Below are 20,973 nucleotides of genomic sequence, written 5' to 3' on the forward strand. Positions count from 1 at the left end.
CCGCTGTCCCCCCGCGGTGCGGCTGCCCGGCCCGGGGCCGGACAAACGGGGCGGCGGCGCGGTCTGTCGCGCCCCTGGTGTCGCACCTTCCCCATCAATCGTTACCCGTGCGTAACATGCACGCGAGTTACCTTCGGTAAGCCCGCGTGGTTACTCTCCAGTCACTTTGCATCCGGCGTGTCAGGAGCAGTCCATGAGAGCAACCACAGCGGGTGTCGTCGGCGCGGCGCTGCTCGCCTCCACGGCCCTCGGCCTCGCCCCCGCCGCGACCGCGGCCCCTGCCCCCGTACCGAAGGTGTCCGCCGCCGCGGCCCCGGCCGCCGCGTCGGCCCTGCGCTTCGTCGACATCCCCGGCTCCGGCGGCATCACCCTCAAGGCGAACGTCTACACCCCCGGCGGATACGACGGCTCGCAGCGCTACCCCGTCGTCGTCCTGCCCAGCAGTTGGGCGATCAACGACCTGGAGTACCTCGCCCAGGAGAAACTGCTCGCCGACTCCGGCTATGTCGTGGTCAGTTACACCAGCCGCGGCTTCTGGCTCTCCGGCGGCGAGATCGAGACCGCGGGCCCGCCGGACGTCGCCGACGTCTCGAAGGTCATCGACTGGACCCTCGCCAACACCCCGGCGGACCCGGCGCGGATCGGCATGGCCGGTGTCTCGTACGGCGCCGGGATCGGGCTGCTGGGCGCCGCGCACGACCCGCGGATCAAGGCGGTGGCCGCGCTCAGCGGCTGGGCCGACCTCGTCGAGTCGATCTACCAGGGCCGCACCCCGCACCTCCAGGCGGCGGCCCTGCTCGGCGGCTCCGCGTATCTGACCGGCCGCCCCAGCGCCGAGCTCCAGTCGATCCTCGCCAATTTCCTCAGCGCGAATCTGGCGTCGGAGGACACCATGATCGCGTGGGCGAAGCTCCGCTCCCCGCTGACCTACGTGGACCGGCTCAACGCCAACCACACCGCCGTCATGCTCGCCAACGCCTGGGGCGACAGCCTCTTCCCGCCCAACCAGTACGCGGACTTCTACGAGAGGCTGACCGGCCCCAAGCGGCTGGAGTTCCGGCCCGGCGACCACGCCACCGCGGAGGCGACCGGACTGCTCGGGCTGCCCAACGACACCTGGACCGACGCCCGCGCCTGGCTCGACCACTATCTGAAGGGCACCGACAACGGGATCGACCGCCAGCCGCCGGTCCAGCTCACCTCCCGCTCCACCGGGGCCTACGAGGGGTACGCCGACTGGTCCTCGGTGCCGTCGCGGACCGAGAAGCTGGCGCTGGGCGCCAAGGGCGCGCGCACCGGGGCGCTCGGCGGCGACGCGGGCACCGGCTGGCACACCACGATCGGCACCGGCGTGGACTCCGGCGCCGACGGCGGTGTCATCTTCCTGTCCAGCCTGCTCGACCAGTTCGCCAAGGCCCCGCCCACCGCGTCGATCCCGCTGCTGCCGCGCGCCTTCGCCGGGGTGTGGCAGTCGCAGCCGTACGCCACCGCCCAGCACGTGCGCGGCACGAGCGTGCTGCACACCACGCTCACCCCGTCCGCGGCCAACGGCACGGTGGTCGCGTACCTCTACGACGTGGACGCACTCGGCACCGGCAAGCTCGTCGCGCACGCGCCGTACACCTGGATCGGGAAGACGCCGGGGAAGGCGTTCGGCACCGACATCGCGCTCCAGGCGACGGCGTACGACGTACCGGCGGGGCACCGGCTCGCGCTGGTCGTCGACACCGTCGACCCGCTCTACATCGGGGAGAATCCGGCGTTCGCGACGGTGGGCTTCTCCTCCCCGGCCGGCGACCCCTCGACGCTGTCGGTCCCGCTCGACGACAGGTGAACCGCTGAGCGGGACTTCGGGCTCAGATCTCCGGCGGTGTGGCGACCGTGACCGGCACGTCCTTGGCCTTGGGGCTGTGCCGTTCACGGTGCGCCAGCCAGTTGGCGAACCACGACAGCAGCATGCACATGCCGATGTAGATCGGCGCGATCACCATCACGACCGGGATGAAGGGCAGGTCGTAGTCGAGGTTGGTGGCGATCAGCTTGCCCGCGTACAGGAACTCCTCGTAGGTGATGAGGTAGCCGAGCGAGGTGTCCTTGAGGGCCACCACGAGCTGGCTGACGATCGCGGGCAGCATCGCGCGGGCCGCCTGCGGCACCAGCACCTGGGCCATCACCTGCGTCTTGCGCATGCCGAGCGCGACGGCGGCCTCGCCCTGGCCGCGCGGCACGGCGTTGACACCGGCCCTGAACACCTCGGCGAGCACCGAGCCGTTGTACAGCGTCAGGCCGATGACCAGGGCCGTCATCGGCTCCAGCTTGAGGGCGATGAAGATGAAGAAGATCATCACCAGCAGCGGCATCGCGCGGAAGAACTCCACCACCAGCGTGCTGAACCAGCGCACCGGCCGGTGGTCCGAGAGCCGTCCGGCGGCGAAGACCGCGCCGAAGACCAGCGAGAGGACCGCCGCCCAGCCGAACGCCTTCAGCGTGTTGGCCAGGCCCTTGAGCAACAGCCGCTGGATGCCCGCGTATTCGAAGGGCCGCCACTTCACGGCGGAGAACTGCCCGGTGTCCACCAGCTTGTAGACGACGAAGCCGACCAGCGCCGCGAGCACCGCCGTGGTGAGCCACGCGTACAGCCGGTGCCTGGCCAGCGCCTTGGGCCCCGGAATGTCGTACAGCGCGCTGCTTCCGCTCATCGCGCGACCCCCAGCTTCCGCTCCAGCACGTTGAAGACCGCGCTGATGGTCAGGGTGACGATCAGATAGCCGACGGCGATCCAGACGAAGGTCCACACGATGCTGTAGCCCAGTTCGTTGAGCGGCTTGTACGTGCCGAGCAGTTCGGTGACCGAGAAGGACCCGGCGATGGCGGAGTTCTTGGCCAGCGCGATCAGCGTGGAGCCGATCGGCGAGATCACCGCGCGGGCGGCCTGCGGCAGCACCACCAGGCTCAGTGTCTGCGTGAAGGTCATGCCCAGGCTGCGGGCCGCCTCGCCCTGGCCGAGCGGCACGGTGTTGATCCCGGCCCTGACCGCCTCGCAGATGAACGCCGAGGTGTACGCGCCCAGCGCCAGGATCGCGAACACCCGGAAGGGCAGCACGAGTCCGAAGCGCGGCAGGCCGAGCAGCACCGCGAAGAACAGCAGCGTCAGCGGGGTGTTGCGCAGCACCGTCACCCAGGCGGTGCCGAACGCCCGGAGCGCTTTGACGGGCGACACCCGGAATCCGGCGACGATCACCCCGACGACCAGCGAGAGCGCCCCGGCGAGCAGGGTGAGCTGGACGGTGCCCCACAGGCCCTTGCCGAAGAGCGAGTAGTTGTCGGTCAGGACGTTCACGCGGTGTGTCTCCCCCTCAGTACCGGTCGACCGGCGGCGGTACGGGCGCCGGGACCCCGGACAGACCCAGCGTCGCCGCGTACGCCTTCTTCCAGTCGCCGTCGCGCTCGTGCGCCACGATCGCGTCGTCCAGCGCGCCCCGCAGCGCCGTGTCGCCCTTGGCGAGTCCGATGCCGTACGGCTCCTTCGAGAACGGCTTGCCGACCAGCTTCATCTCGTTCGGCGCCTTGGCCGCGTAGCCCAGCAGGATCGAGTCGTCGGTGGTGACCGCGTCGACCTGGTAGGTCAGCAGATTGTCCACGCACACCGAGTACGTGTCGTACGTGACCGGCGTGGCGTCGGGGTAGTCGCGCTCGATCCGCTGGATCGGGGTGGAACCGGCCGCCGAGCAGACCTTCTTGCCCTTCAGGTCCTGCGGCCCGTTGATGTTCTTCTCGTCCTTGCGCACCAGCAGGCCCTGCCCGGCCATGTAGTACGGGCCCGCGAAGCCGACCTGCTTCTTGCGCAGGGCGTTGATGGTGTACGTGCCCACGTAGTAGTCGATCTGGCCGTTGCTCAGGGCGGTCTCCCGGTTGGCGGAGGCGATCGGCTTGTACTGCACGCGGTCGGCCGCGAAGCCGAGCGAGGCGGCCATCATCTTGGCGATCTCGATGTCGAAACCGGAGTACGTGCCGGTGGCCGGGTCGCGCTCGCCGAGATACGGCTGGTCGTCCTTGACGCCGACCACGAGCCTGCCGCGCCGGTGGGCGGCCGACCAGGTGGCGGAGGCCGGGAGCGAGAAGTCGCGGTTGACCCGGTAGGCGGGCAGGGCGTCGGCGCGGGGGCCCTTGGCGGGCGGGCTGCCCTGCTTGCCGCAGCCGGTCACAGCGGTCAGCGCGGCCAGCCCGGTCACCGCGGCCAGCGCCACGAGACAGGCCACGGCTGCCGGGCGCGCCGGACGGGCGGGCCGGTGAGTGCGTCGCATGGCGGTCCAGGTGCTGATCAGTGGTGCAGGATCTTGGAGAGGAAGTCCTTGGCGCGCTCGCTGCGCGGCGCGGTGAAGAACTCCTCCGGCACCCGGTCCTCGACGATCCGGCCGTCCGCCATGAAGACCACCCGGTGCGCGGCGGACCGGGCGAAGCCCATCTCGTGGGTGACCACGACCATGGTCATGCCCTCCTCGGCGAGCTGCCGCATCACCTCCAGCACCTCGTTGATCATCTCGGGGTCGAGGGCCGAGGTGGGCTCGTCGAAGAGCATCGCCTTGGGGTTCATGGCCAGTGCGCGGGCGATGGCCACCCGCTGCTGCTGGCCGCCGGACATCTGCGCGGGGAACTTGTCCTCGTGCCCCACCAGGCCCACCCGGTCCAGCAGTTCGCGGGCCTGCCGCTCCGACTCGGCCTTGCCCCGGCCGCGCACCTTGACCGGCGCGAGCATCACGTTCTGCAGGACGGTCTTGTGCGCGAAGAGGTTGAAGGACTGGAAGACCATGCCGACATCGGCGCGGAGCCGGGCCAGCTCGCGGCCCTCGGCGGGCAGCGGCACGCCGTCGATGGTGATCGTGCCCGACTCCACGGGTTCGAGGCGGTTGATGGCCCGGCACAGCGTGGACTTCCCGGAACCCGAGGGACCGATGATCACGACGACCTCGCCGCGGCCGATGGTCAGATCGATGTCCTTGAGCACATGCAGCGGGCCGAAGTGCTTGTTGACCCCGCGCAGGACGATCAGGGGTTCCCGGGTCATCCGCGCGCTCAGCCCAGCACGCGATGGACGAGGGTGTCGCGTTCGGTCTGCGGGATCGCGGTCCAGCGCATGCCGCGCAGCGCGCCCTCCAGCGCGAGCAGCGTGTGCGTGCAGGCGTCTTCCGGCAGTTCGGGCCGGATCTTCTCGAAGGCGCGGCCGGAGCCCAGCCGTCGCAGTTCGCCCGCGTCGTCGACGCCCGCGCGGCGCAGGCGGTCGGCCAGGACCGACCCGATGTTCGGGAGCTGCTGAAGGGAGTCCACGTCGTGCCTCCGGTACCGAGCTGGTGGGGACTGGTGCGAAAAGGGGGACCTTCGGCGCCATCATGCACGTCCTCTAGTGCCCTGCGCGGCCATCGCGTGGTGACACGCCCTGGACCGCACCCCACTGTGTGGTGACGACCACTGGATCGGGTGACAGCCGCACCGCCGTACGGGCTCAGTCTTCCGACGACTCCGCGAGCACCTGGGACAGTTCTGGGCTGCCGCTCTCGGCCCAGGCGTGGCCGATCGCCACGGTGTCGATCTCGCGGCCGGACGCGAGCCGCACCACGGGATGGCCGTTGGGCAGGATCTCCCACGCCGCGTCGGGGACCGTGAGCACCATGACGGTGCCGAGGTAGAGGCCCGCGTCGTTGCCGAGGTCCGACAGCACCTCTTCGTCGTCCCGCCAGCTCGGCGCCAACTGGTCGAGGGCCGCGAGCGATTCGGGGGTGTCGTCCAGGTCCACCCCGTCGTCGGCGGCGCGGGCGCGCAGCAGTTCGCACTCGCCGAGCAGTTCCGCGACGCCGGTCGCGTCGGGGGCGCCGTCGGTGTACACGGCGAAACCGCGGGCGACGCCGTGTCTTCTGCGCCACTTGCCGATCAGGGGGATGTCCATGTGGTCAGCGTCGCACCTGCCGTGCCGCCGCGACCACAGGCGCGCGTGCCGGGAACGGCCGGCCGGAGCGCCCCCGCGCGCCGCGGCGGCCCCCGGTCAGACCTCCAGGTCCACCACGACCGGCGCATGGTCGGAGGCGCCCTTGCCCTTGCGCTCCTCGCGGTCCACGTACGCGTCGCCGACGGCCTTGGCGAACGGCTCGTTCCCGTACACCAGGTCGATCCGCATCCCGCGGTTCTTGGGGAAGGCGAGCTGCCGGTAGTCCCAGTACGTGTACGGGCGGTCGTACTTCAGCGGGCGCGGCATCACATCGGTGAGGCCGGTCTCGCGCAGGGCGGCCAGCGCGGCGCGCTCCGGGGCGGTGACATGCGTCTGACCCTCGAAGACCGACAGGTCCCACACGTCCTCGTCCACCGGCGCGACATTGAAGTCGCCGAGCACCGCGAAGGGCCGCGGACCGGCCGCGTCCTGCGCGACGGCGGTGCGCAGCGCCTCGAACCACTGGAGCTTGTACGCGTAGTGCGGGTGGTCGACCTCACGGCCGTTGGGCACGTAGACCGACCAGAGACGGACGGCGCCGCAGGTCGCGGAGACCGAACGCGGCTCGTGCACGCCCTCCCAGTCGGGTCCGCCGGGCAGGCCCTCGACCACGTGCTCCAGGCCCACACGGGAGACCAGCGCCACCCCGTTCCACCTGCCGGTGGCGTGCACCGCCGACTCGTACCCCAGCTCGCGCAGCTCGTCGCGCGGGAACTGCTCGGCGGTGCACTTGGTCTCCTGGAGGCACAGGACGTCGGTGCCGCTGCTCTCCAGCCAGGCGAGCAGCCGCGGAAGGCGGGCGGTGATCGAGTTGATGTTCCAGGTCGCGATGCGCATGCTCCCCAACCTAACCGGTGGGTCCGACAGCGACCCGGTGGCGGCGCTGCTACGCCTGCGTGCTCTCGCCCGGCGCCAGCCGGACGTGGTCGGCGCCGCCGAGGCCGCCGATCTGCGTGTCGTAGATCGGCCGGGCCAGGTCGGTCAGCAGCGCGTCGTGCACGTCGATGGCGCGGCGCGGCTTGACCTCGCGGACGTAGTCGATGACCTCGGAGATCTTGCTCCAGGGGGCCTGCACGGGCAGCAGCAGGGTGTCCACGGCGGCGCCGGGCAGGGTCAGCGCGTCACCGGGGTGGAAGAGCGAACCGTCGATCAGGTAGCCGACGTTGGTGATCCGCGGGATGTCCGGGTGGATGACGGCGTGCAGCTCGCCGTGCACCTGGACGTCGAAGCCCGCGGCGGTGAAGGTGTCGCCGTCGCCGACGGTGTGCACGCGGCCGGGGAAGGCCGCGGAGACCTCGTCGGCCACCGCGCGCAGGGTCCACAGCTCCGCGCCCGGATTGGCTTCGAGCCCGGCTCGCAGCCGGTCGGCGTTGAAGTGGTCCAGGTGCTCGTGCGTGACCAGGATGACGTCGGCGCCGACCGCCGCGTCCTCCTCGCTGAAGGTGCCCGGATCGATGACGAGCGTGCGCCCGTCCTTCTCCAGCCGGATGCAGGCGTGGCGCTTCTTCGTGAGCTTCACAGGGTCCGTCCTCGGCAGCGCGTTCTGGGCTTCTCTGGTACTCGGGTGCAGGGCTTTTCGGGTGCTGGGCGTCTCGGGTGCTGGATCTTCGGATGCTGGGCGTTTTCCGATACGCCTCCATCTTGCTACGGGTGCGCCCCGGTCTCCTGCCGGATCACCGTACGCGCGGTGTCCACGGCGGCCCTGGCGGCGGGCAGGCCGCAGTAGAGCGCGGTGTGCAGCAGGACCTCCTCGATCTCCGCCGGGGTCAGGCCGTTGCGCAGCGCCGCCCTGGTGTGGTCGGCCAGCTCCTCCAGCCTGCCGGTGGCGGTCAGCGCGGTCAGCGTCACGAAGCTTCTGGTGCGCCGGTCGAGGCCGGGCCGCGACCAGACCTCGCCCCAGGCGTAGCGGGTCAGGAAGCTGTCGAAGTCGGCGCCGAAGTCCTCGGCGCGGGCCAGCGCCTGGTCGACCTCCGCGTCACCGATCACCTCGCGCCGTATCCGCAGCCCTTCCTCGTACGTGTCGGGCGCCACCGCGGCGGGCGGCGCGGCGACGGCCTGCGGCGGTACGACGGGGGCCGGGGGTACGGCGACGGAGCCGGTCGACACGGACACCGGCTCGGTCCACACGCTGCCGAAGTGCGTCGCCAGCAGGTCGCCGACGGCCACGGGCTCCTCGACGGGCGCCAGGTGGCCGGTGGCCGGGACGACCGCGAGCCGGGCGTCCGGTATTCCGGCGACCAGCAGCCGGGCGTCGGCGGGCGGGGTCTCGGTGTCGTCGGCGCCCGCCACCACCAGCGTCGGCACCTTGATGCTGCCGAGCGCGTCCCGGATGTCGAAGGCGGCCAGCGCCTCGCACCCGGCGATGTAGCAGTCCGCGTCGGTGGTCCTGACCATCTGCACGGCCCAGTCGGTGATCGCGGGCTGGGTGGCGAGGAAAGGGCCGGTGAACCAGCGCTCGGGGCTGGCCAGCGCCGTGCGGTCCAGGCCGTTGGCACGGACCACGACGCCGCGCTGCCGCCACACGTCGGCGGTGGCGTACCGCGCGGCGGCCGAGACCAGGGCGAGCGCGGCGACCCGGTCGGGGCGCAGCAGCGCGAGCCGGGCGCCGATGGCGGCGCCGAGCGAGCAGCCCGCGTAACCGAAGGTGTCGACGCCCTCGTCGTCCAGGACGGCGAGCAGCCGGGCGGCCAGGTCGTCGACCGAGGCCGCGGGGTGCGCGGGCGCGCCGCCGTGGCCCGGCAGCTCGTAGCGCAGCACCCGCCACTGCTCGGTGAGCGCCGGGAGTTGCCGGTCCCACATGTGCCAGGTGGCGCCGAGGGCCGGGCCCAGGATCAGGACGGGGGCGTCGGCGGGGCCGTCGAAGCGGTGCTGAAGGGGGGGCCGCGGGTCCAGATCGCCGTCGGTCGAGTCGCTCATCGCCTCACGCTACCGAGTGGAGTGTGTGCTTCCGAAATCCGAGTGGCCCGCTTCCGCGGGCCCGCGAGGGCTGTCATGGGCCATCGTTGTCATCGCCCCTGACATCGGCGCCCCGCCGCCGTCATCCCTTGAAGCCGTGCCGGAAGTTGACGGTGGAGACCGCGTACACCGTGGGGACGTCCGGGTCGGTGAGGTCCACCACGATGTTGCGGTCCGGTTTGTCGCCGGCCTGGTGCATGCTGATGCCCACATACGTGCGGCCGGTGAGGAAGTTCCAGCCCGCCGTCCTGGCCTGCGCGGCGGTGATCGCGTCCTTGCCCCCGCGCAGCACGTTCCGGGCGCTGCCGACCTGCGCGAGGAAGGTGTCCAGGCCGCCTGAGGTGGTGGTGAACTGGACGTACAGCGCGCTGGTGTCCCAGGAGTTGGTCTCCAGGTAGCCGGGGCCCGTGGTGCCGTCGGGGAAGGGCAGTTGGTATATCTGCCGCTGGAGGATGGTCGGAACGGCCAGCTCAAGATGGCTGAGGGCCGCCTCCTTCTGCTTGGTGACCCCGCTGTCCCGGCTCTGCTCGGCGGAGATCAGCACGTACCCGATCGGTACGAGGACGAGCAGCGGGACGACGGTCCAGCGGACCCAGCGCGGCGGGTTCCGCGGCGGAGGCGCGAGCCGCGCCCGGCCCGCGTCGCCGTCCGCGGGCGGTCCCCCGTCGGACTCGGGGCCCGGCTCCAGGGTGTCCTGGTCGAAGGGTGTGGTGGTCACGACTGGGCTCCCTGCCGTCCGTAGACGCGGCCGTAGCGTTCGTACCGCTCGACGCGGCGGCGGGTGGCGCGGCGGAAGCGGCGGGCGACCAGCCGGGCCAGGTCGGCGGCGCCGACCATACCGGCCTCGGGGCCCAGCTCGGCCTTGGCGATCCGCGCCTCCGGCCGGTAGCCGCGGCCGGTGAGATTGCGCCGGAAGGCGTCCCTGGCCGGGTTGATCAGCAGGCCGTCGGCGGCGCTGACGCCGCCGCCGATGACGAAGCAGGACGGGTCGAGGGCGGCGGCGAGGTTGGCGATGCCGATGCCCAGCCACTGGCCGATGTCCTGGAACAGCTCGACGCACATCGCGTCGCCCTCGCGGGCCAGCTCGGTGATCAGCGGCCCGGTGATCTCGCTGATGCTGCCGCCGACCCGGTCGATGATCCCGTAGGCGACCGGGGAATCCGCGGCAGCCATCTCGCGGGCCTCCCTGACCAGCGCGTTCCCCGAGCTGTACTGCTCCCAGCAGCCGCGGTTGCCGCAGGCGCAGCGGTGGCCGCCCTGCACCACCTGCATATGGCCGAACTCGCCCGCGACGCCGTAGCGGCCCCTCTTGACCTGGCCGTCCTCCAGGATCGCGCCGCCGATGCCGGTGCCGAGGGTGATCATCACCAGGTCGGCCTCGCCGCGCCCGGCGCCGAAGCGCCACTCGGCCCAGGCCGCGGTGTTCGCGTCGTTGTCGACCATGACGGGGACCAGCAGGCGCTCGGCTAGCCGGTCGCGCAGCGGCTCGTCGCGCCAGGACAGGTGCGGGGCGAAGAGCACCCGCGAGCGGTCGGCGTCGACCCAGCCCGCCGCCCCGATGCCGACCGCGTGCACGTCGTGCCGCTCCGACAGGTCCAGGACCAGCTCGACGATGGTGTCCTCGACGACCTTGGGGCTCTTGGACTTGTCGGGCGTCTCGGTGCGGATCTTCTCCAGGATCACCCCGTCCGCGTCGACCACCCCGGCCATCACCTTGGTGCCGCCGATGTCGATACCGACGGTGGGGACGCGGGGCGCGGTCAGATGCGAGCGCCTCTCGCGGCGGCCGACGGTCTGGAGCACCGTCGCCCTGGCGGCGCCGCCGCGGTACACACGTTCACGATTGGCACTCAAGCGGAGGTCTCCGGGTCGGTCGCCGGTGGCGTGGTGGTCGTCCGGCGCATCAGTTCGTGGGTCAACTCGTCCAGCTCGCTGCCCCCGGCCATCTCTCGGGTCAGCTCGTCCAGCGTAATGTCCTTCTTCAGGTGGCTGCCCGACATCGCGCCTCGCTTGAGCAGAATGAACCGGTCACCGACCAGATACGCGTGGTGCGGATTGTGCGTGATGAGTACCACACCGAGCCCCGCGTCGCGCGCGGCGGCCACGTATTTCAGCACCACACCCGACTGCTTGACGCCGAGCGCGGCCGTCGGCTCGTCCAGGACCAGCACCTTCGCGCCGAAGTGCACGGCGCGGGCGATGGCCACGCACTGGCGCTCGCCGCCGGACAGGGTGCCGATCGGCTGGTCGACGTCGCGCAGGTCGATGCCCATCCGCAGCAGCGCCTGGTGGGTGGTGGCGCGCATGGCGGACACGTCGAGCCTGCGCAGCGGGCCGCGGCCGAGGGTGGGCTCGGAGCCGAGGAAGAAATTCCGCCAGACCGGCATCAGGGGGACCACCGCCAGGTCCTGGTAGACGGTGGCGATGCCGCGGTCGAGCGCCTCGCGCGGCGAGCTGTGCCGTACGTCCTCGCCCTCGATGGCGTATCTGCCCGTGTCGTGCTGGTGCAGCCCGGCGATGATCTTGATGAGGGTGGACTTGCCCGCGCCGTTGTCGCCGAGGACGCAGGTGATCTCCCCGGCACGTACTTCGAGGGAGACGTCCCGCAGCGCGCGGACGTTCCCGTACGACTTGGAGACGTCGGTCAGCTCGACCAGCGGGGCGCCGGCGGGCGCGGGGACCTTGTCGAGGACGGGTTCTGCGCTCATGCCGCGGCCTCCGCCCGCTTGCGGACCCAGGCGTTCAGCAGCGTCGCGAGCAGCAGCATCGCGCCGAGGAAGAACTTGAACCAGTCCGGATTCCACTGGGCGTACACGATGCCCTTGTTGGTCATGCCGAAGATGAACGCGCCGACCGCCGAGCCGATGGCGCTGCCGTATCCGCCGGTCATCAGGCAGCCGCCGATGACGGCCGCGATGATGTACAGGAACTCGTTGCCGACGCCCTCGCCCGACTGCACCACGTCGAACGAGAACAGCAGGTGCTGTCCCGAGATCCAGGCGCAGAAGGCGACCGCCATGTACAGGCCGATCTTGGTACGGGCGACGGGGACGCCGACCGCGCGGGCCGCGTCCGCGTTGCCGCCCGCGGCGAAGATCCAGTTCCCCGCGCGGGTGCGCAGCAGCACCCAGGTGGCCACGGCGACCAGGCCGAGCCACCACAAGATGGTGACCTGGAGGTCGACCGAGCCGATCGTCCAGTGCGAGGCGAACAGGTCGCGGGCGGTCGGGAAGCCCTCCATGTCGGCGATCGTCTTGGTGGAGACGGTGCCGCTGATGAGCTTGGTGAAGCCCAGATTGAGGCCGGTGAGCATCAGGAAGGTGCCCAGCGTGATGATGAAGCTGGGCAGTTTGGTGCGCACGAGCAGGAGGCCGTTGAAGAAGCCGATGGCGAGGGTCACCAGCAGCGACACACCGACGCCGACCCAGACGTTCGCGGTCATCTGGTAGCTGAACATCGAGGAGACCAGCGCGGAGCTGGTCACCAGGACACCGGCCGACAGGTCGAACTCGCCGCCGATCATCAGCAGCGCCACGGGGACGGCCATGATGCCGATCGTGGAGGACGCGTACAGCACCGTGCCGAGGCTGGATGCCCGCAGGAAGGCGTCGGCGACGACGGAGAAGAAGACGAAGACGGCGACCGCGCCGACGACGGAGCCCAGCTCGGGCCTGGCCAGCAGGGCGCGCACGACGGATCTCGGCGCCAGCCGCTCATCGTCCACCGGGCTCACCAGCAGGTCCGGGGCGCCGCCGTCCGGGGTGCGCGTGCCCTGCCCGCTCAACGGGTGCCCCGCTTGGTGTACGACAGCAGGGCTTCCGCGTCGTCCTTGGTGACGATCTGCGGCCCGGTCAGGACGGGCTGGCCGCCGCCGAGGGTGTCGCCGTTGTAGCGGTACAGCCACAGCAGGTCGATCGCCTCGTAGCCCTGGAGGTACGGCTGCTGGTCGACGGCGAAGCCGATGGTGCCCGCCTTGAGGGAGGCGGCGACCTGCGCGTTCAGGTCGAAGGTGTCGACCTCGGCGGAGGAGCCCGCCTGGTCCTTGGCCTTGACCGCGGTGGCCGCGAAGGGCGCGCCGAGGGTGACGACGGAGTCGATGCTCTTGTCGGCCTGGAGCTTGGCCTGGACGGCGGACTGCACGTCGGGCATGTTCGTGCCGTCGACGTAGAGGTTGTCCATCGTCCCGGAGAAGGTGGCCTTGGCGCCCGCGCAGCGCTGCTCGTGGCCCACGTTGCCCTGCTCGTGGAGCACGCACAGGGCGTGCTTCCTGCCGCGCTTGTTCAGCTCGTCGCCGACCGCGCGGCCCGCGATGGTCTCGTCCTGGCCGATGTGGCCGAGCGTGCCGAATTCCTTGGACTCCTGCGAGCCGGAGTTGATCGTGATGACCGGGATACCGGCCTTCTCCGCCTTGAGCACGACGGCCTTCATCGCGTCGGGCTTGGCGAGTGTGACGATCAGCCCGTCCACGTGCTGGTCGATGGCGGCCTGGACGAGCTGCGACTGCTCGTTGGCCTGGTCGCTGTTGGAGTAGAGGAACTTGATGTTGTCCTTGTCGGCGGCCTGCTTGGCGCCGCTCTGGACGATGTCCCAGAAGGTGTCGCCCGCGCCGGAGTGGGTGACCATCGCGAAGGTCCAGTGCGGTGTGTTGACGGCGGAGCCGTTGGCCGCGGCCTGCTTGGCCCGGTCCTCCGCGCGCTTGCCGCCGGTGCTGCTGCACCCGGCCAGGCAGACCGCGCCGAGCACCGCCGCCATCAGCGCGCCCACCACCCGTGTTCCCGCCCTTGCCATCGCCACGAGGCCCTGCCTTTCCCTGCGGTTCCTGTTACTGCCGGGATGAGAGTGTTGCGAGCGACCATCCCGGCGGCCCAAGTATCCGTCAAGGGGTACGGCGCGATGCCCGGCGGGCCGGTGCGGCGGGTTGGCGGGGGTGCGGTAGAAGGGGCCTCCACGGGGGCGGCGAGGGGGTCCGTACGCGGTCGGCGGGCGTCTTCGCACCGGTCCTGCCTCAGGCTCTGACCAGCAGCCGGAACTCGAAGGTATAGCGCGAGGCCCGGTACAGATGGGAGCCGAACTCGATCGCGCGGCCCCGGTCGTCGTACGTGGTCCGCTGCATCGTCAGCAGCGCCGCGCCCGGCGGCTCGGCCAGCAGCCTGCTCTCCTCGGCCGTGGCCGCGCGGGCCCCCACGGTCTGCTCCGCGCTGTGCAGGGTGATGCCGTGGTGCCGCATCAGCGCGTACAGGCCGTTGGTCTCCAGCTCGCCGGTGGCCGGTTCCAGCAGGTCGCAGGGGAGGTAGTTGCACAGGTACGCCATCGGCTCGCCGTGGGTGAGGCGCAGCCGGTGCACGACGGCGACCTGGCAGGACTCCGGCAGGCCCAGGGCGGCGGCGACCGCGGCGGGCGCGGGCCCGCGGGCGTTCGCGAGCACCTGGGTGCTGGGGTGCCGACCCGCGGCGAGCAGGTCGTCGTACAGGCTGCTCAGTTCCAGCGGGCGGGCGACATGGCTGTGCACCACCTGGGTGCCGACGCCCCGGCGGCGCACCAACAGACCCTTGTCGACCAGCGACTGGATGGCCTGCCGGACGGTCGGCCGGGACAGGCCGAGCCGCGCGGCCAGCTCTATCTCGTTGCCGAGCAGGCTGCCGGGGGCGAGCGCGCCCTCTTCTATGGCGGCTTCGAGCTGCCGGGCGAGCTGGAAGTACAGCGGTACGGGGCTGGCGCGGTCGACGGCCAGCCGCAGATCGCGCTGGACGGGCCGCGCCTGCGGGCGCCCACGGCCGGGCGGCACGGATTCGCGACCTGGTTCGTGTGGGGGTGCGTGCGTGGGCTCCTGCTTGGGCACGGAGGGAGCGTATCGGCCCCCCATGATCACCGGAAGTCCTTATGTCCGGACAAAGCGTTGACAGGGGGCGGGCGGCGCGGGAGGTTGGGACAGCGCGCACGTCTCCCGCGGTGAAGGGGCAAGTAGCAGCTATGCGGATCGGACTCATCGGCGCCGGGCGGATCGGCTCCTTCCACGCCGCCACGCTGGCCGCCCACGAGGACGTCGACGAGGTGACGGTCGCCGACACCGAGGCGGGGCGCGCCCGGCAGGTCGCCGCGTCGGTCGGCGGGCGCGCGGCCCTTTCGGTGGACGCACTCTTCGACAGCGCGCCGGACGCCGTCGTCATCGCCTCCGCCACCGCGTCGCACGCCGCGCTGATCACCCGCGCCGCCCGCGCCGGGATTCCCGCCTTCTGCGAGAAGCCGGTGGCGCTCGACCTCGCCGGTACGGTGGCGGCGCTCGACGCCGTCGAGGCCGCGGGAGCCGTGCTCCAGATCGGCTTCCAGCGGCGCTTCGACGCCGGGTACCGCGCGGCGCGCGAGGCCGTACGGGCGGGCAGGGTGGGCCGGCTGCACACCGTGCGCACCGTCACCTCTGACCCGGCGCCGCCGCCGGCCGCATACGTCCCGCTCTCCGGCGGCCTCTACCGCGACTGCCTCATCCACGACTTCGACGTGCTGCGCTGGGTCACCGGCCGGGAGATCACCGAGGTGTACGCGACGGGTGCCAACGGCGGCGACGACTTCTTCCGCGCGGCGGGCGACGCCGACACCGCGGCGGCGCTGCTCACCCTGGAGGGCGGTGTCCTCGCGACGGCGACGGCGACCCGCTACCACGGCGCGGGGTACGACGTCCGGATGGAACTGGCCGGGACCGACGACCAGATCGCGGTGGGCGTCGGCCCGCGGACGCCCTTGCGCTCGATGGAGCCGGTCGCGGTCGCGGCCCTGCCCCCGGCGCCCTGGCCCGGCTTCCTCGACCGGTTCGCCGCCGCCTACCGGGCCGAACTGGCCGCCTTCCTGCGCGTCGTACGCGGCCTTGAGCCGAATCCCTGCGAGGGTCGTGAGGCGTTGCGCGCGCTGCTCGTCGCCGAGGCGTGCGAGGTCTCGCGCCGCGAGAGACGTCCGGTGACGGTCGCCGACGTGGGCATGCGCGTGTGTGAGGGCGACGTGAGCGGAGTGGTGGCATGAGCCGGGCAGGACGGCGGCGCCCGCGGGGCGGGTCCACGGGACACCGGAGGTGGTGACGGCATGAAGCGGGAGCGGATCGCGGGGGCGCCGATTTCCTGGGGTGTGTGCGAAGTGCCCGGCTGGGGGCACCAGTTGACGCCCGAGCGGGTGCTGGCGGAGATGACGGAGCTGGGCATCTCCGCCAGTGAGTTCGGGCCCGACGGCTTTCTGCCGGGGCCGCTGCTGGCCGCCCACGGCGTCACCGCGGTCGGCGGCTTCGTGCCCGCCGTGCTGCACGATCCCGGCCACGATCCGCTGCCGGACATCCGGGCCGACCTCGACCGCTTCACCGCCGCGGGCGCCCGCACGCTCGTCCTGGCCGCGGCCACCGGGCTCGACGGCTACGACGAACGTCCCGCCGTGTCGGCCGACGGCTGGCGCACCCTGCTGGACCGGCTCGACGCCGTCACCGACCTCGCCGCCTCGCTCGGCGTCACCGCCGCCCTCCACCCCCATGTCGGCACCGTCGTCGAAGGGCCCGCCGAGGTCGACCGCGTCCTCGACGGCAGCCGGATCGGGCTCTGCCTCGACACCGGGCACCTCCTCATCGGCGGCACCGACCCGGTCGCCCTCGCGCGCCGGGCCGCCTCCCGCGTCACGCACGTCCACCTCAAGGACGTCGACCCCGCCGCCGCCGGCGCCGTCCGCGGCGGCCGCACCACCTACACCTCCGCCGTCCAGCAGGGCCTCTACCGCCCCCTCGGCCAGGGCGGCCTCGACCTCACCGCCCTCATCACCCACCTCGAATCCGCCGGCTACCCCGGCTGGTACGTCATGGAGCAGGACACCGTCCTCACCGCCCCCCCACCCCCCGGCCAAGGCCCCCTCCCCGCCATCCGCGCCTCCCTCCACTGGCTCACCCACCAATGACACCCCCCACCGACGGGAGCCAGCCCCTTGCGAACAATGCGCGCGCAAGCGGGCGCGCGACCCAGGCCGACGTGACCCGCCCTCACCGGCCGCCCGCCGCCGGCAACGCCCCACCCCACCCCGCTCAGTCGCGCCCCGCCGCATCCCGATCCCAGCCCCCGCAGCCGAGCCACACCCCGTCTCCCCCCTGCCCCCCGCAGTCGCACCCCGCTCCCCCTCCCTCCCAACCCCCGCAGCCAGACCCGGTGCCCTCTCCGCCCCAATCCGCCCAGCCAGATCCCCTCGCCTCGCCGCCCCAACTCTCTGAGCCCGTTGGGCGATTGAGGACACAGGGGCGGGCGGGCGGGGGAGAGAACCCTCCCGGGGGCGGGGCGTATGACGTGGTGACCTTGGGGCGGGTGGGGGTGGACCTTTATCCCGAGCAGAGCGGGGTGGGGCTCGCGGAGGTGCGGACGTTCGCGAAATCGCTCGGCGGGACGGCCGGAAACGTGGCGGTGGCAGCGGCCCGCCTCGGGCTGCGAACGGCCGTGCTGACGGGCGTGGGTGACGACCCGTTCGGCACGTACGTCCGCACGGCGCTCAAAGGCTTCGGCGTGGACGACAAGCTGGTCACGACCGTGCCCGGGGTGCAAACCCCCGTCGTGTTCTGCGAGTTGTTCCCGCCCGACGACTTCCCGATCTACTTCTACCGGCGCCCGGTCGCGCCCGACCAGTGCCTCGAACCGGACACGCTGGACCGCGCGGCGGTCAGGACGGCGCGGGCCCTGTGGATCACCGGCTCGGCCCTGGCGGTGGAACCGACGCGCTCGACCGTCTTCGCGGCGCTGGACGCCCGCGAGGGCGGCGAGGTGTGGTTCGACCTGGACTGGCGCCCCGGCTTCTGGGAGGACCCGGCGCAGGCCCCCGCGCTGTACGCCCGCGCGCTGTCGTACGCGACGATGGCCGTCGGCAATCTGGACGAGACGGAGATCGCGGTCGGCAGCCGCGACCCGGAGACGGCGGCCGGGCTGCTGCTGCGGCACGGCGTGCGGACGGCGGTCGTCAAGCAGGGCCCGGCCGGGGTACTGGGCAGAACCGCCCGCGAGCAGCACTCGGTGCCGCCGGTCCCGGTGAAGGCCGTCAACGGCCTCGGGGCGGGTGACGCCTTCGGCGGAGCCCTGTGCGCGGGCCTGCTGTCCGGGGCGCCGCTGCCCGACGTGCTCCGGGCGGCGAACGCGGCCGGCGCCCTGGTCGCCTCCCGCCTGGCGTGCGCCGACGCGATGCCGACCCGCCGGGAGATCGACGAGCTGCTGCGCGAGCCCGCGCCACCCACCGCGCCCGCCGCGCCCACCGCGCCCGCCGAAGGAGTTGAGCCCCAGTGACCCATCTGGCCGCGGGCACCACGGAAAAGGACGGCTTCGACCTGTGGGTGGATCCGGCCGTCGCGGGCTGGTCGTACTCGTCCCTGCGGACCCTGACCCTGGCGCCGGGCGCCCTGCGCCGCTTCGCGGCCGGGGACAGCGAGTGGATCGTGCTGCCGCTGGCGGGCGGCTGCGCGGTGACGGTGACGCAGGCCGACGGCACCGAAGCCGCCTTCGAACTGCGCGGCCGCGTCAGCGTGTTCACCGGCGTCAGCGACTTCGCGTATGTGCCGCGCGACGCGGAGGTCACCGTCGTGAGCCCCGGCGGCAGCCGCCTGGCGCTGGCGGGGGCGCGCTGCGAGCGGCGGCTGCCCGCGCGGTACGGCCCGGCCTCCGCGGTGCCGGTGGAGCTGCGCGGAGCGGGCGGCGCGAGCCGCCAGGTCAACAACTTCGCGGCGGCGGGCGTCTTCGCCTGCGACCGGCTGATCGCGGTGGAGGTGCTGACGCCGGGCGGAAACTGGTCGTCGTTCCCGCCGCACAAGCACGACGAGGCGGGCCCGCACGAGTCGGTCCTCGAAGAGATCTACTACTACGAATTCGGCGGCGGCCCGGCAGCGCTGGGCTACCAGCGCGTCTACCCCTCCCCCGCCGGTGCCACCGACGTCCTCGCCGAAGTCCGCACCGGCGACGCGGTGTTGATCCCCGACGGCTGGCACGGCCCGAGCATGGCGGTCCCCGGCTACGACATGTACTACCTGAACGTGATGGCGGGCCCCGGCGCCGAACGGGCCTGGCTGATCAGCGACGACCCGGCACACGCGTGGGTCCGCGCGTCATGGGCGGACCAACTCCCCGACCCCCGGCTGCCGTTGTACGAGGCGCCGGTCACGAAGCAGGAGGGCGGCACCGTATGAGCGTCAGACTGACCGTCGCACAGGCCCTCGTCCGGTTCCTGTCCGTCCAGTTCACCGAGCGGGACGGCGTGCGCCACCGGTCGGTGGCCGGGATGTGGGGCATCTTCGGACACGGCAATGTCGCGGGGGTCGGCCAGGCGCTGCTGGCGGCCGGTCCTGAGGCGATGCCGTACCACCAGGGGCGCAACGAACAGGCGATGGTGCACGCGGCCGTCGGCTACGCCCGGACCCGGCACGGGCTCTCGGCGATGGCGTGCACGACGTCGATCGGTCCCGGCGCGACCAATCTCGTCACGGGCGCGGCGCTCGCGACGATCAACCGGGTGCCGGTGCTGCTGCTCCCCGGTGACGTCTTCGCGACCCGCCCCGCCGACCCGGTGCTCCAGCAGCTCGAAGTGCCGTGGGCGTACGACATCACCGTCAATGACGCGCTGCGGCCGGTGTCGCGCTGGTTCGACCGGATCTGGCGGCCCGAGATGCTGCCCGCCTCGCTGCTCCAGGCGATGCGGGTGCTGACCGACCCCGTCGACACGGGCGCGGTGACGCTGGCGCTGCCGCAGGACGTGCAGGCGGAGGCGTACGACTGGCCGGACGAGCTGTTCCGCGAGCGGGTCTGGCATGTGCGGCGGCCCGTGCCGGACGCGGACGCGGTGGCCGAGGCCGCCGCCCTGCTGCGCGGCGCGCGTCGGCCGCTGATCGTCGCGGGCGGCGGGGTGCGGATCTCCGAAGCGGCGCCCGCGCTGGCCGAGTTGGCGGCGGCGACCGGCATTCCGGTGGCCGAGACGCAAGGGGGCAAGGGCGCGCTGCGGTGGGACCATCCGCAGGCGCTCGGCGGCATCGGGCACACCGGTACGGCGCCCGCCGACGCGGCGGCGCGGGAGGCCGACGTGGTGCTCGGCGTCGGCACCCGCTGGACGGACTTCACCACGGCGTCCGGTGCGCTCTTCGCGCCCGACGCGCGCTTCGTCAGTCTCAACGTCGCCTCTTTCGACGGCCACAAGATGGCCGGACTGGCGCTGGTCGGCGACGCGCGGGCCGGGATCGCCGCCCTGGCCGCCGAGTTGACGGGCCATCAGGCACCCGCGCGGACCCCCGACGCGCGCCGCGCGCTGGCCGACTGGCGCGCCCGTACGGACGCGGCCTTCGGTGACGGCGACGGCCAGGGACCGCCGTCGCAGAGCGAGGTCGTCGGGGCGCTGGACGCGGTGCTGCACGACCGGGACGTGGTGGTCAACGCGGCCGGTTCCCTGCCGGGTGACCTGCACAAACTGTGGCGCGCACGGGACGTGGGGCAGTATCACGTCGAGTACGGCTTCTCCTGCATGGGGTACGAGATCCCGGCCGCGATCGGCGTGAAGCTGGCGGCGCCCGACCGCGAGGTGTTCGCGCTCGTGGGCGACGGCACGTACTTGATGCTGCCGACCGAGGTCGTGACCGCCGTCCAGGAGGGCGTCCCGATCAATGTGGTGATTGTCCAGAACCACGGATACGCCTCCATCGGTGGCCTGTCCGAGCAGGTCGGCGCCGAACGCTTCGGCACCGCCTACCGGTTCCGCGCCCCTGACGGGTCCTTCGCGGGCGAGCCGCTGCCGGTGGACCTCGCGGCCAACGCCGCCAGCCTGGGCCTTGAGGTCTTCACCGCCTGTACGGCCAAGGAGTTGCGCGCCGCGCTGGCCGCCGCCCGGGAGTCGCCCCGGGCGACGGCCGTGTACGTCGAGACCGACCCCGCGCGGCCCGGACCCGGCGCCGAGGCGTGGTGGGACGTCCCGGTCGCCGAGGTGTCGGACCGCCCGGCCACGCGGGCCGCCCGCGAGGCGTACGACCGGGCGCGCCCGGCACCCGGGACCCGGCCCCGCCTCTAGGG

The 20,973-nt window shown here is 72.4% G+C and carries 21 protein-coding genes; 6 read left to right on the plus strand and 15 right to left on the minus strand.

Annotated features, from left to right (window positions below; translation table 11 throughout):
- The first annotated feature begins 193 nt into the window (after positions 1–193).
- Entirely contained in the window at positions 194–1,834 is a 1,641-nt protein-coding gene (locus tag ACFZBB_RS09685) for a CocE/NonD family hydrolase (protein ID WP_391119606.1), read from the plus strand.
- 22 nt (positions 1,835–1,856) lie between these two features.
- On the opposite strand, the gene ACFZBB_RS09690 is transcribed toward ACFZBB_RS09685, so the two are convergent.
- The 15 genes from ACFZBB_RS09690 to ACFZBB_RS09760 all read right to left on the minus strand — a co-directional run bounded on the left by ACFZBB_RS09690 (position 1,857) and on the right by ACFZBB_RS09760 (position 14,774).
- Positions 1,857–2,699 carry an ABC transporter permease subunit gene (locus ACFZBB_RS09690; RefSeq protein ID WP_391119608.1) on the minus strand — a complete coding sequence of 281 codons (843 nt, stop codon included), beginning with the start codon at positions 2,697–2,699 and terminating at the stop codon, positions 1,857–1,859.
- Entirely contained in the window at positions 2,696–3,340 is a 645-nt protein-coding gene (locus tag ACFZBB_RS09695; protein ID WP_391119611.1) for an ABC transporter permease subunit, read from the minus strand. Before ACFZBB_RS09695 ends, ACFZBB_RS09690 begins: the two co-directional genes overlap by 4 nt.
- 16 nt (positions 3,341–3,356) lie before the next feature.
- Complete coding sequence (locus ACFZBB_RS09700) at positions 3,357–4,304, minus strand: transporter substrate-binding domain-containing protein (RefSeq protein ID WP_391119613.1); 948 nt, start codon at positions 4,302–4,304, stop codon at positions 3,357–3,359.
- Between the two features lie 17 nt (positions 4,305–4,321).
- Positions 4,322–5,065, minus strand: a complete 744-nt coding sequence (locus ACFZBB_RS09705) for an amino acid ABC transporter ATP-binding protein (RefSeq protein ID WP_188285421.1) — start codon at positions 5,063–5,065, stop codon at positions 4,322–4,324.
- An 8-nt stretch (positions 5,066–5,073) separates the two neighbouring features.
- A complete protein-coding gene (locus tag ACFZBB_RS09710; RefSeq protein WP_188285422.1) occupies positions 5,074–5,325 on the minus strand; it encodes a TfoX/Sxy family DNA transformation protein in 252 nt (83 codons plus the stop codon).
- A 175-nt stretch (positions 5,326–5,500) separates the two neighbouring features.
- Positions 5,501–5,941, minus strand: a complete 441-nt coding sequence (locus ACFZBB_RS09715; protein WP_391119615.1) for a DUF6278 family protein — start codon at positions 5,939–5,941, stop codon at positions 5,501–5,503.
- Positions 5,942–6,037: 96 nt separating this feature from the next.
- Entirely contained in the window at positions 6,038–6,817 is a 780-nt protein-coding gene (locus ACFZBB_RS09720) for an exodeoxyribonuclease III (RefSeq protein WP_391119617.1), read from the minus strand.
- Positions 6,818–6,866: 49 nt separating this feature from the next.
- A complete protein-coding gene (locus ACFZBB_RS09725) occupies positions 6,867–7,499 on the minus strand; it encodes an MBL fold metallo-hydrolase (protein ID WP_391119619.1) in 633 nt (210 codons plus the stop codon).
- 125 nt (positions 7,500–7,624) lie between these two features.
- Positions 7,625–8,896 (minus strand): alpha/beta fold hydrolase, encoded by a 1,272-nt coding sequence (locus ACFZBB_RS09730; RefSeq protein WP_391119621.1) that lies wholly within the window; start codon positions 8,894–8,896, stop codon positions 7,625–7,627.
- A gap of 121 nt (positions 8,897–9,017) precedes the next feature.
- Positions 9,018–9,653 (minus strand): hypothetical protein, encoded by a 636-nt coding sequence (locus tag ACFZBB_RS09735; RefSeq protein WP_391119623.1) that lies wholly within the window; start codon positions 9,651–9,653, stop codon positions 9,018–9,020.
- Positions 9,650–10,789, minus strand: coding sequence for an ROK family glucokinase (locus ACFZBB_RS09740; protein ID WP_391119625.1), 1,140 nt, complete (start codon positions 10,787–10,789; stop codon positions 9,650–9,652). Before ACFZBB_RS09740 ends, ACFZBB_RS09735 begins: the two co-directional genes overlap by 4 nt.
- Positions 10,786–11,643: an ATP-binding cassette domain-containing protein gene (locus ACFZBB_RS09745; protein WP_391119627.1), complete on the minus strand. Its 858-nt coding sequence runs from the start codon at positions 11,641–11,643 to the stop codon at positions 10,786–10,788. The genes ACFZBB_RS09740 and ACFZBB_RS09745 overlap by 4 nt, the downstream gene beginning before the upstream one ends.
- Positions 11,640–12,674, minus strand: coding sequence for an ABC transporter permease (locus ACFZBB_RS09750; RefSeq protein WP_391120130.1), 1,035 nt, complete (start codon positions 12,672–12,674; stop codon positions 11,640–11,642). Before ACFZBB_RS09750 ends, ACFZBB_RS09745 begins: the two co-directional genes overlap by 4 nt.
- 41 nt (positions 12,675–12,715) lie before the next feature.
- Positions 12,716–13,687 (minus strand): substrate-binding domain-containing protein, encoded by a 972-nt coding sequence (locus tag ACFZBB_RS09755; protein ID WP_391120132.1) that lies wholly within the window; start codon positions 13,685–13,687, stop codon positions 12,716–12,718.
- 253 nt (positions 13,688–13,940) lie between these two features.
- A complete protein-coding gene (locus ACFZBB_RS09760) occupies positions 13,941–14,774 on the minus strand; it encodes a UTRA domain-containing protein (protein ID WP_391119629.1) in 834 nt (277 codons plus the stop codon).
- A 131-nt stretch (positions 14,775–14,905) separates the two neighbouring features.
- On the opposite strand from ACFZBB_RS09760, the gene ACFZBB_RS09765 reads away from it, so the two are divergent.
- From ACFZBB_RS09765 to iolD, 5 genes are all read left to right on the plus strand, one after another.
- On the plus strand, positions 14,906–15,946 hold the full coding sequence (locus ACFZBB_RS09765; RefSeq protein ID WP_391119631.1) for a Gfo/Idh/MocA family oxidoreductase: 1,041 nt from the start codon (positions 14,906–14,908) through the stop codon (positions 15,944–15,946).
- Positions 15,947–16,006: 60 nt separating this feature from the next.
- Positions 16,007–16,855, plus strand: a complete 849-nt coding sequence (locus ACFZBB_RS09770; protein WP_391119633.1) for a TIM barrel protein — start codon at positions 16,007–16,009, stop codon at positions 16,853–16,855.
- A gap of 398 nt (positions 16,856–17,253) precedes the next feature.
- The gene (iolC, locus tag ACFZBB_RS09775) at positions 17,254–18,216 is read left to right on the plus strand and encodes a 5-dehydro-2-deoxygluconokinase (protein WP_391119635.1); all 963 of its coding nucleotides are present in this window, start codon (positions 17,254–17,256) and stop codon (positions 18,214–18,216) included.
- Positions 18,213–19,109, plus strand: coding sequence for a 5-deoxy-glucuronate isomerase (iolB, locus tag ACFZBB_RS09780; RefSeq protein WP_391119637.1), 897 nt, complete (start codon positions 18,213–18,215; stop codon positions 19,107–19,109). Before iolC ends, iolB begins: the two co-directional genes overlap by 4 nt.
- Positions 19,106–20,971 carry a 3D-(3,5/4)-trihydroxycyclohexane-1,2-dione acylhydrolase (decyclizing) gene (gene iolD, locus ACFZBB_RS09785; RefSeq protein WP_391119639.1) on the plus strand — a complete coding sequence of 622 codons (1,866 nt, stop codon included), beginning with the start codon at positions 19,106–19,108 and terminating at the stop codon, positions 20,969–20,971. The genes iolB and iolD overlap by 4 nt, the downstream gene beginning before the upstream one ends.
- The last annotated feature ends 2 nt before the right edge of the window (positions 20,972–20,973 follow it).

The sequence above is a fragment of the Streptomyces sp. NPDC008139 genome, assembly GCF_042957025.1.
In the GTDB taxonomy this organism is placed as follows: Bacteria; Actinomycetota; Actinomycetes; order Streptomycetales; family Streptomycetaceae; genus Actinacidiphila.

Coding starts and splice junctions, on each gene's coding strand:
- ACFZBB_RS09685 (WP_391119606.1), top strand. CDS start 194: ATGAGAGCAACCACAGCGGGTGTCGTCGGCGCGGCGCTGCTCGCCTCC.
- ACFZBB_RS09690 (WP_391119608.1), bottom strand. CDS start 2,699: ATGAGCGGAAGCAGCGCGCTGTACGACATTCCGGGGCCCAAGGCGCTG.
- ACFZBB_RS09700 (WP_391119613.1), bottom strand. CDS start 4,304: ATGCGACGCACTCACCGGCCCGCCCGTCCGGCGCGCCCGGCAGCCGTG.
- ACFZBB_RS09705 (WP_188285421.1), bottom strand. CDS start 5,065: ATGACCCGGGAACCCCTGATCGTCCTGCGCGGGGTCAACAAGCACTTC.
- ACFZBB_RS09715 (WP_391119615.1), bottom strand. CDS start 5,941: ATGGACATCCCCCTGATCGGCAAGTGGCGCAGAAGACACGGCGTCGCC.
- ACFZBB_RS09720 (WP_391119617.1), bottom strand. CDS start 6,817: ATGCGCATCGCGACCTGGAACATCAACTCGATCACCGCCCGCCTTCCG.
- ACFZBB_RS09730 (WP_391119621.1), bottom strand. CDS start 8,896: ATGAGCGACTCGACCGACGGCGATCTGGACCCGCGGCCCCCCCTTCAG.
- ACFZBB_RS09745 (WP_391119627.1), bottom strand. CDS start 11,643: ATGAGCGCAGAACCCGTCCTCGACAAGGTCCCCGCGCCCGCCGGCGCC.
- ACFZBB_RS09755 (WP_391120132.1), bottom strand. CDS start 13,687: ATGGCGGCGGTGCTCGGCGCGGTCTGCCTGGCCGGGTGCAGCAGCACC.
- ACFZBB_RS09765 (WP_391119631.1), top strand. CDS start 14,906: ATGCGGATCGGACTCATCGGCGCCGGGCGGATCGGCTCCTTCCACGCC.
- ACFZBB_RS09770 (WP_391119633.1), top strand. CDS start 16,007: ATGAAGCGGGAGCGGATCGCGGGGGCGCCGATTTCCTGGGGTGTGTGC.
- iolD (WP_391119639.1), top strand. CDS start 19,106: ATGAGCGTCAGACTGACCGTCGCACAGGCCCTCGTCCGGTTCCTGTCC.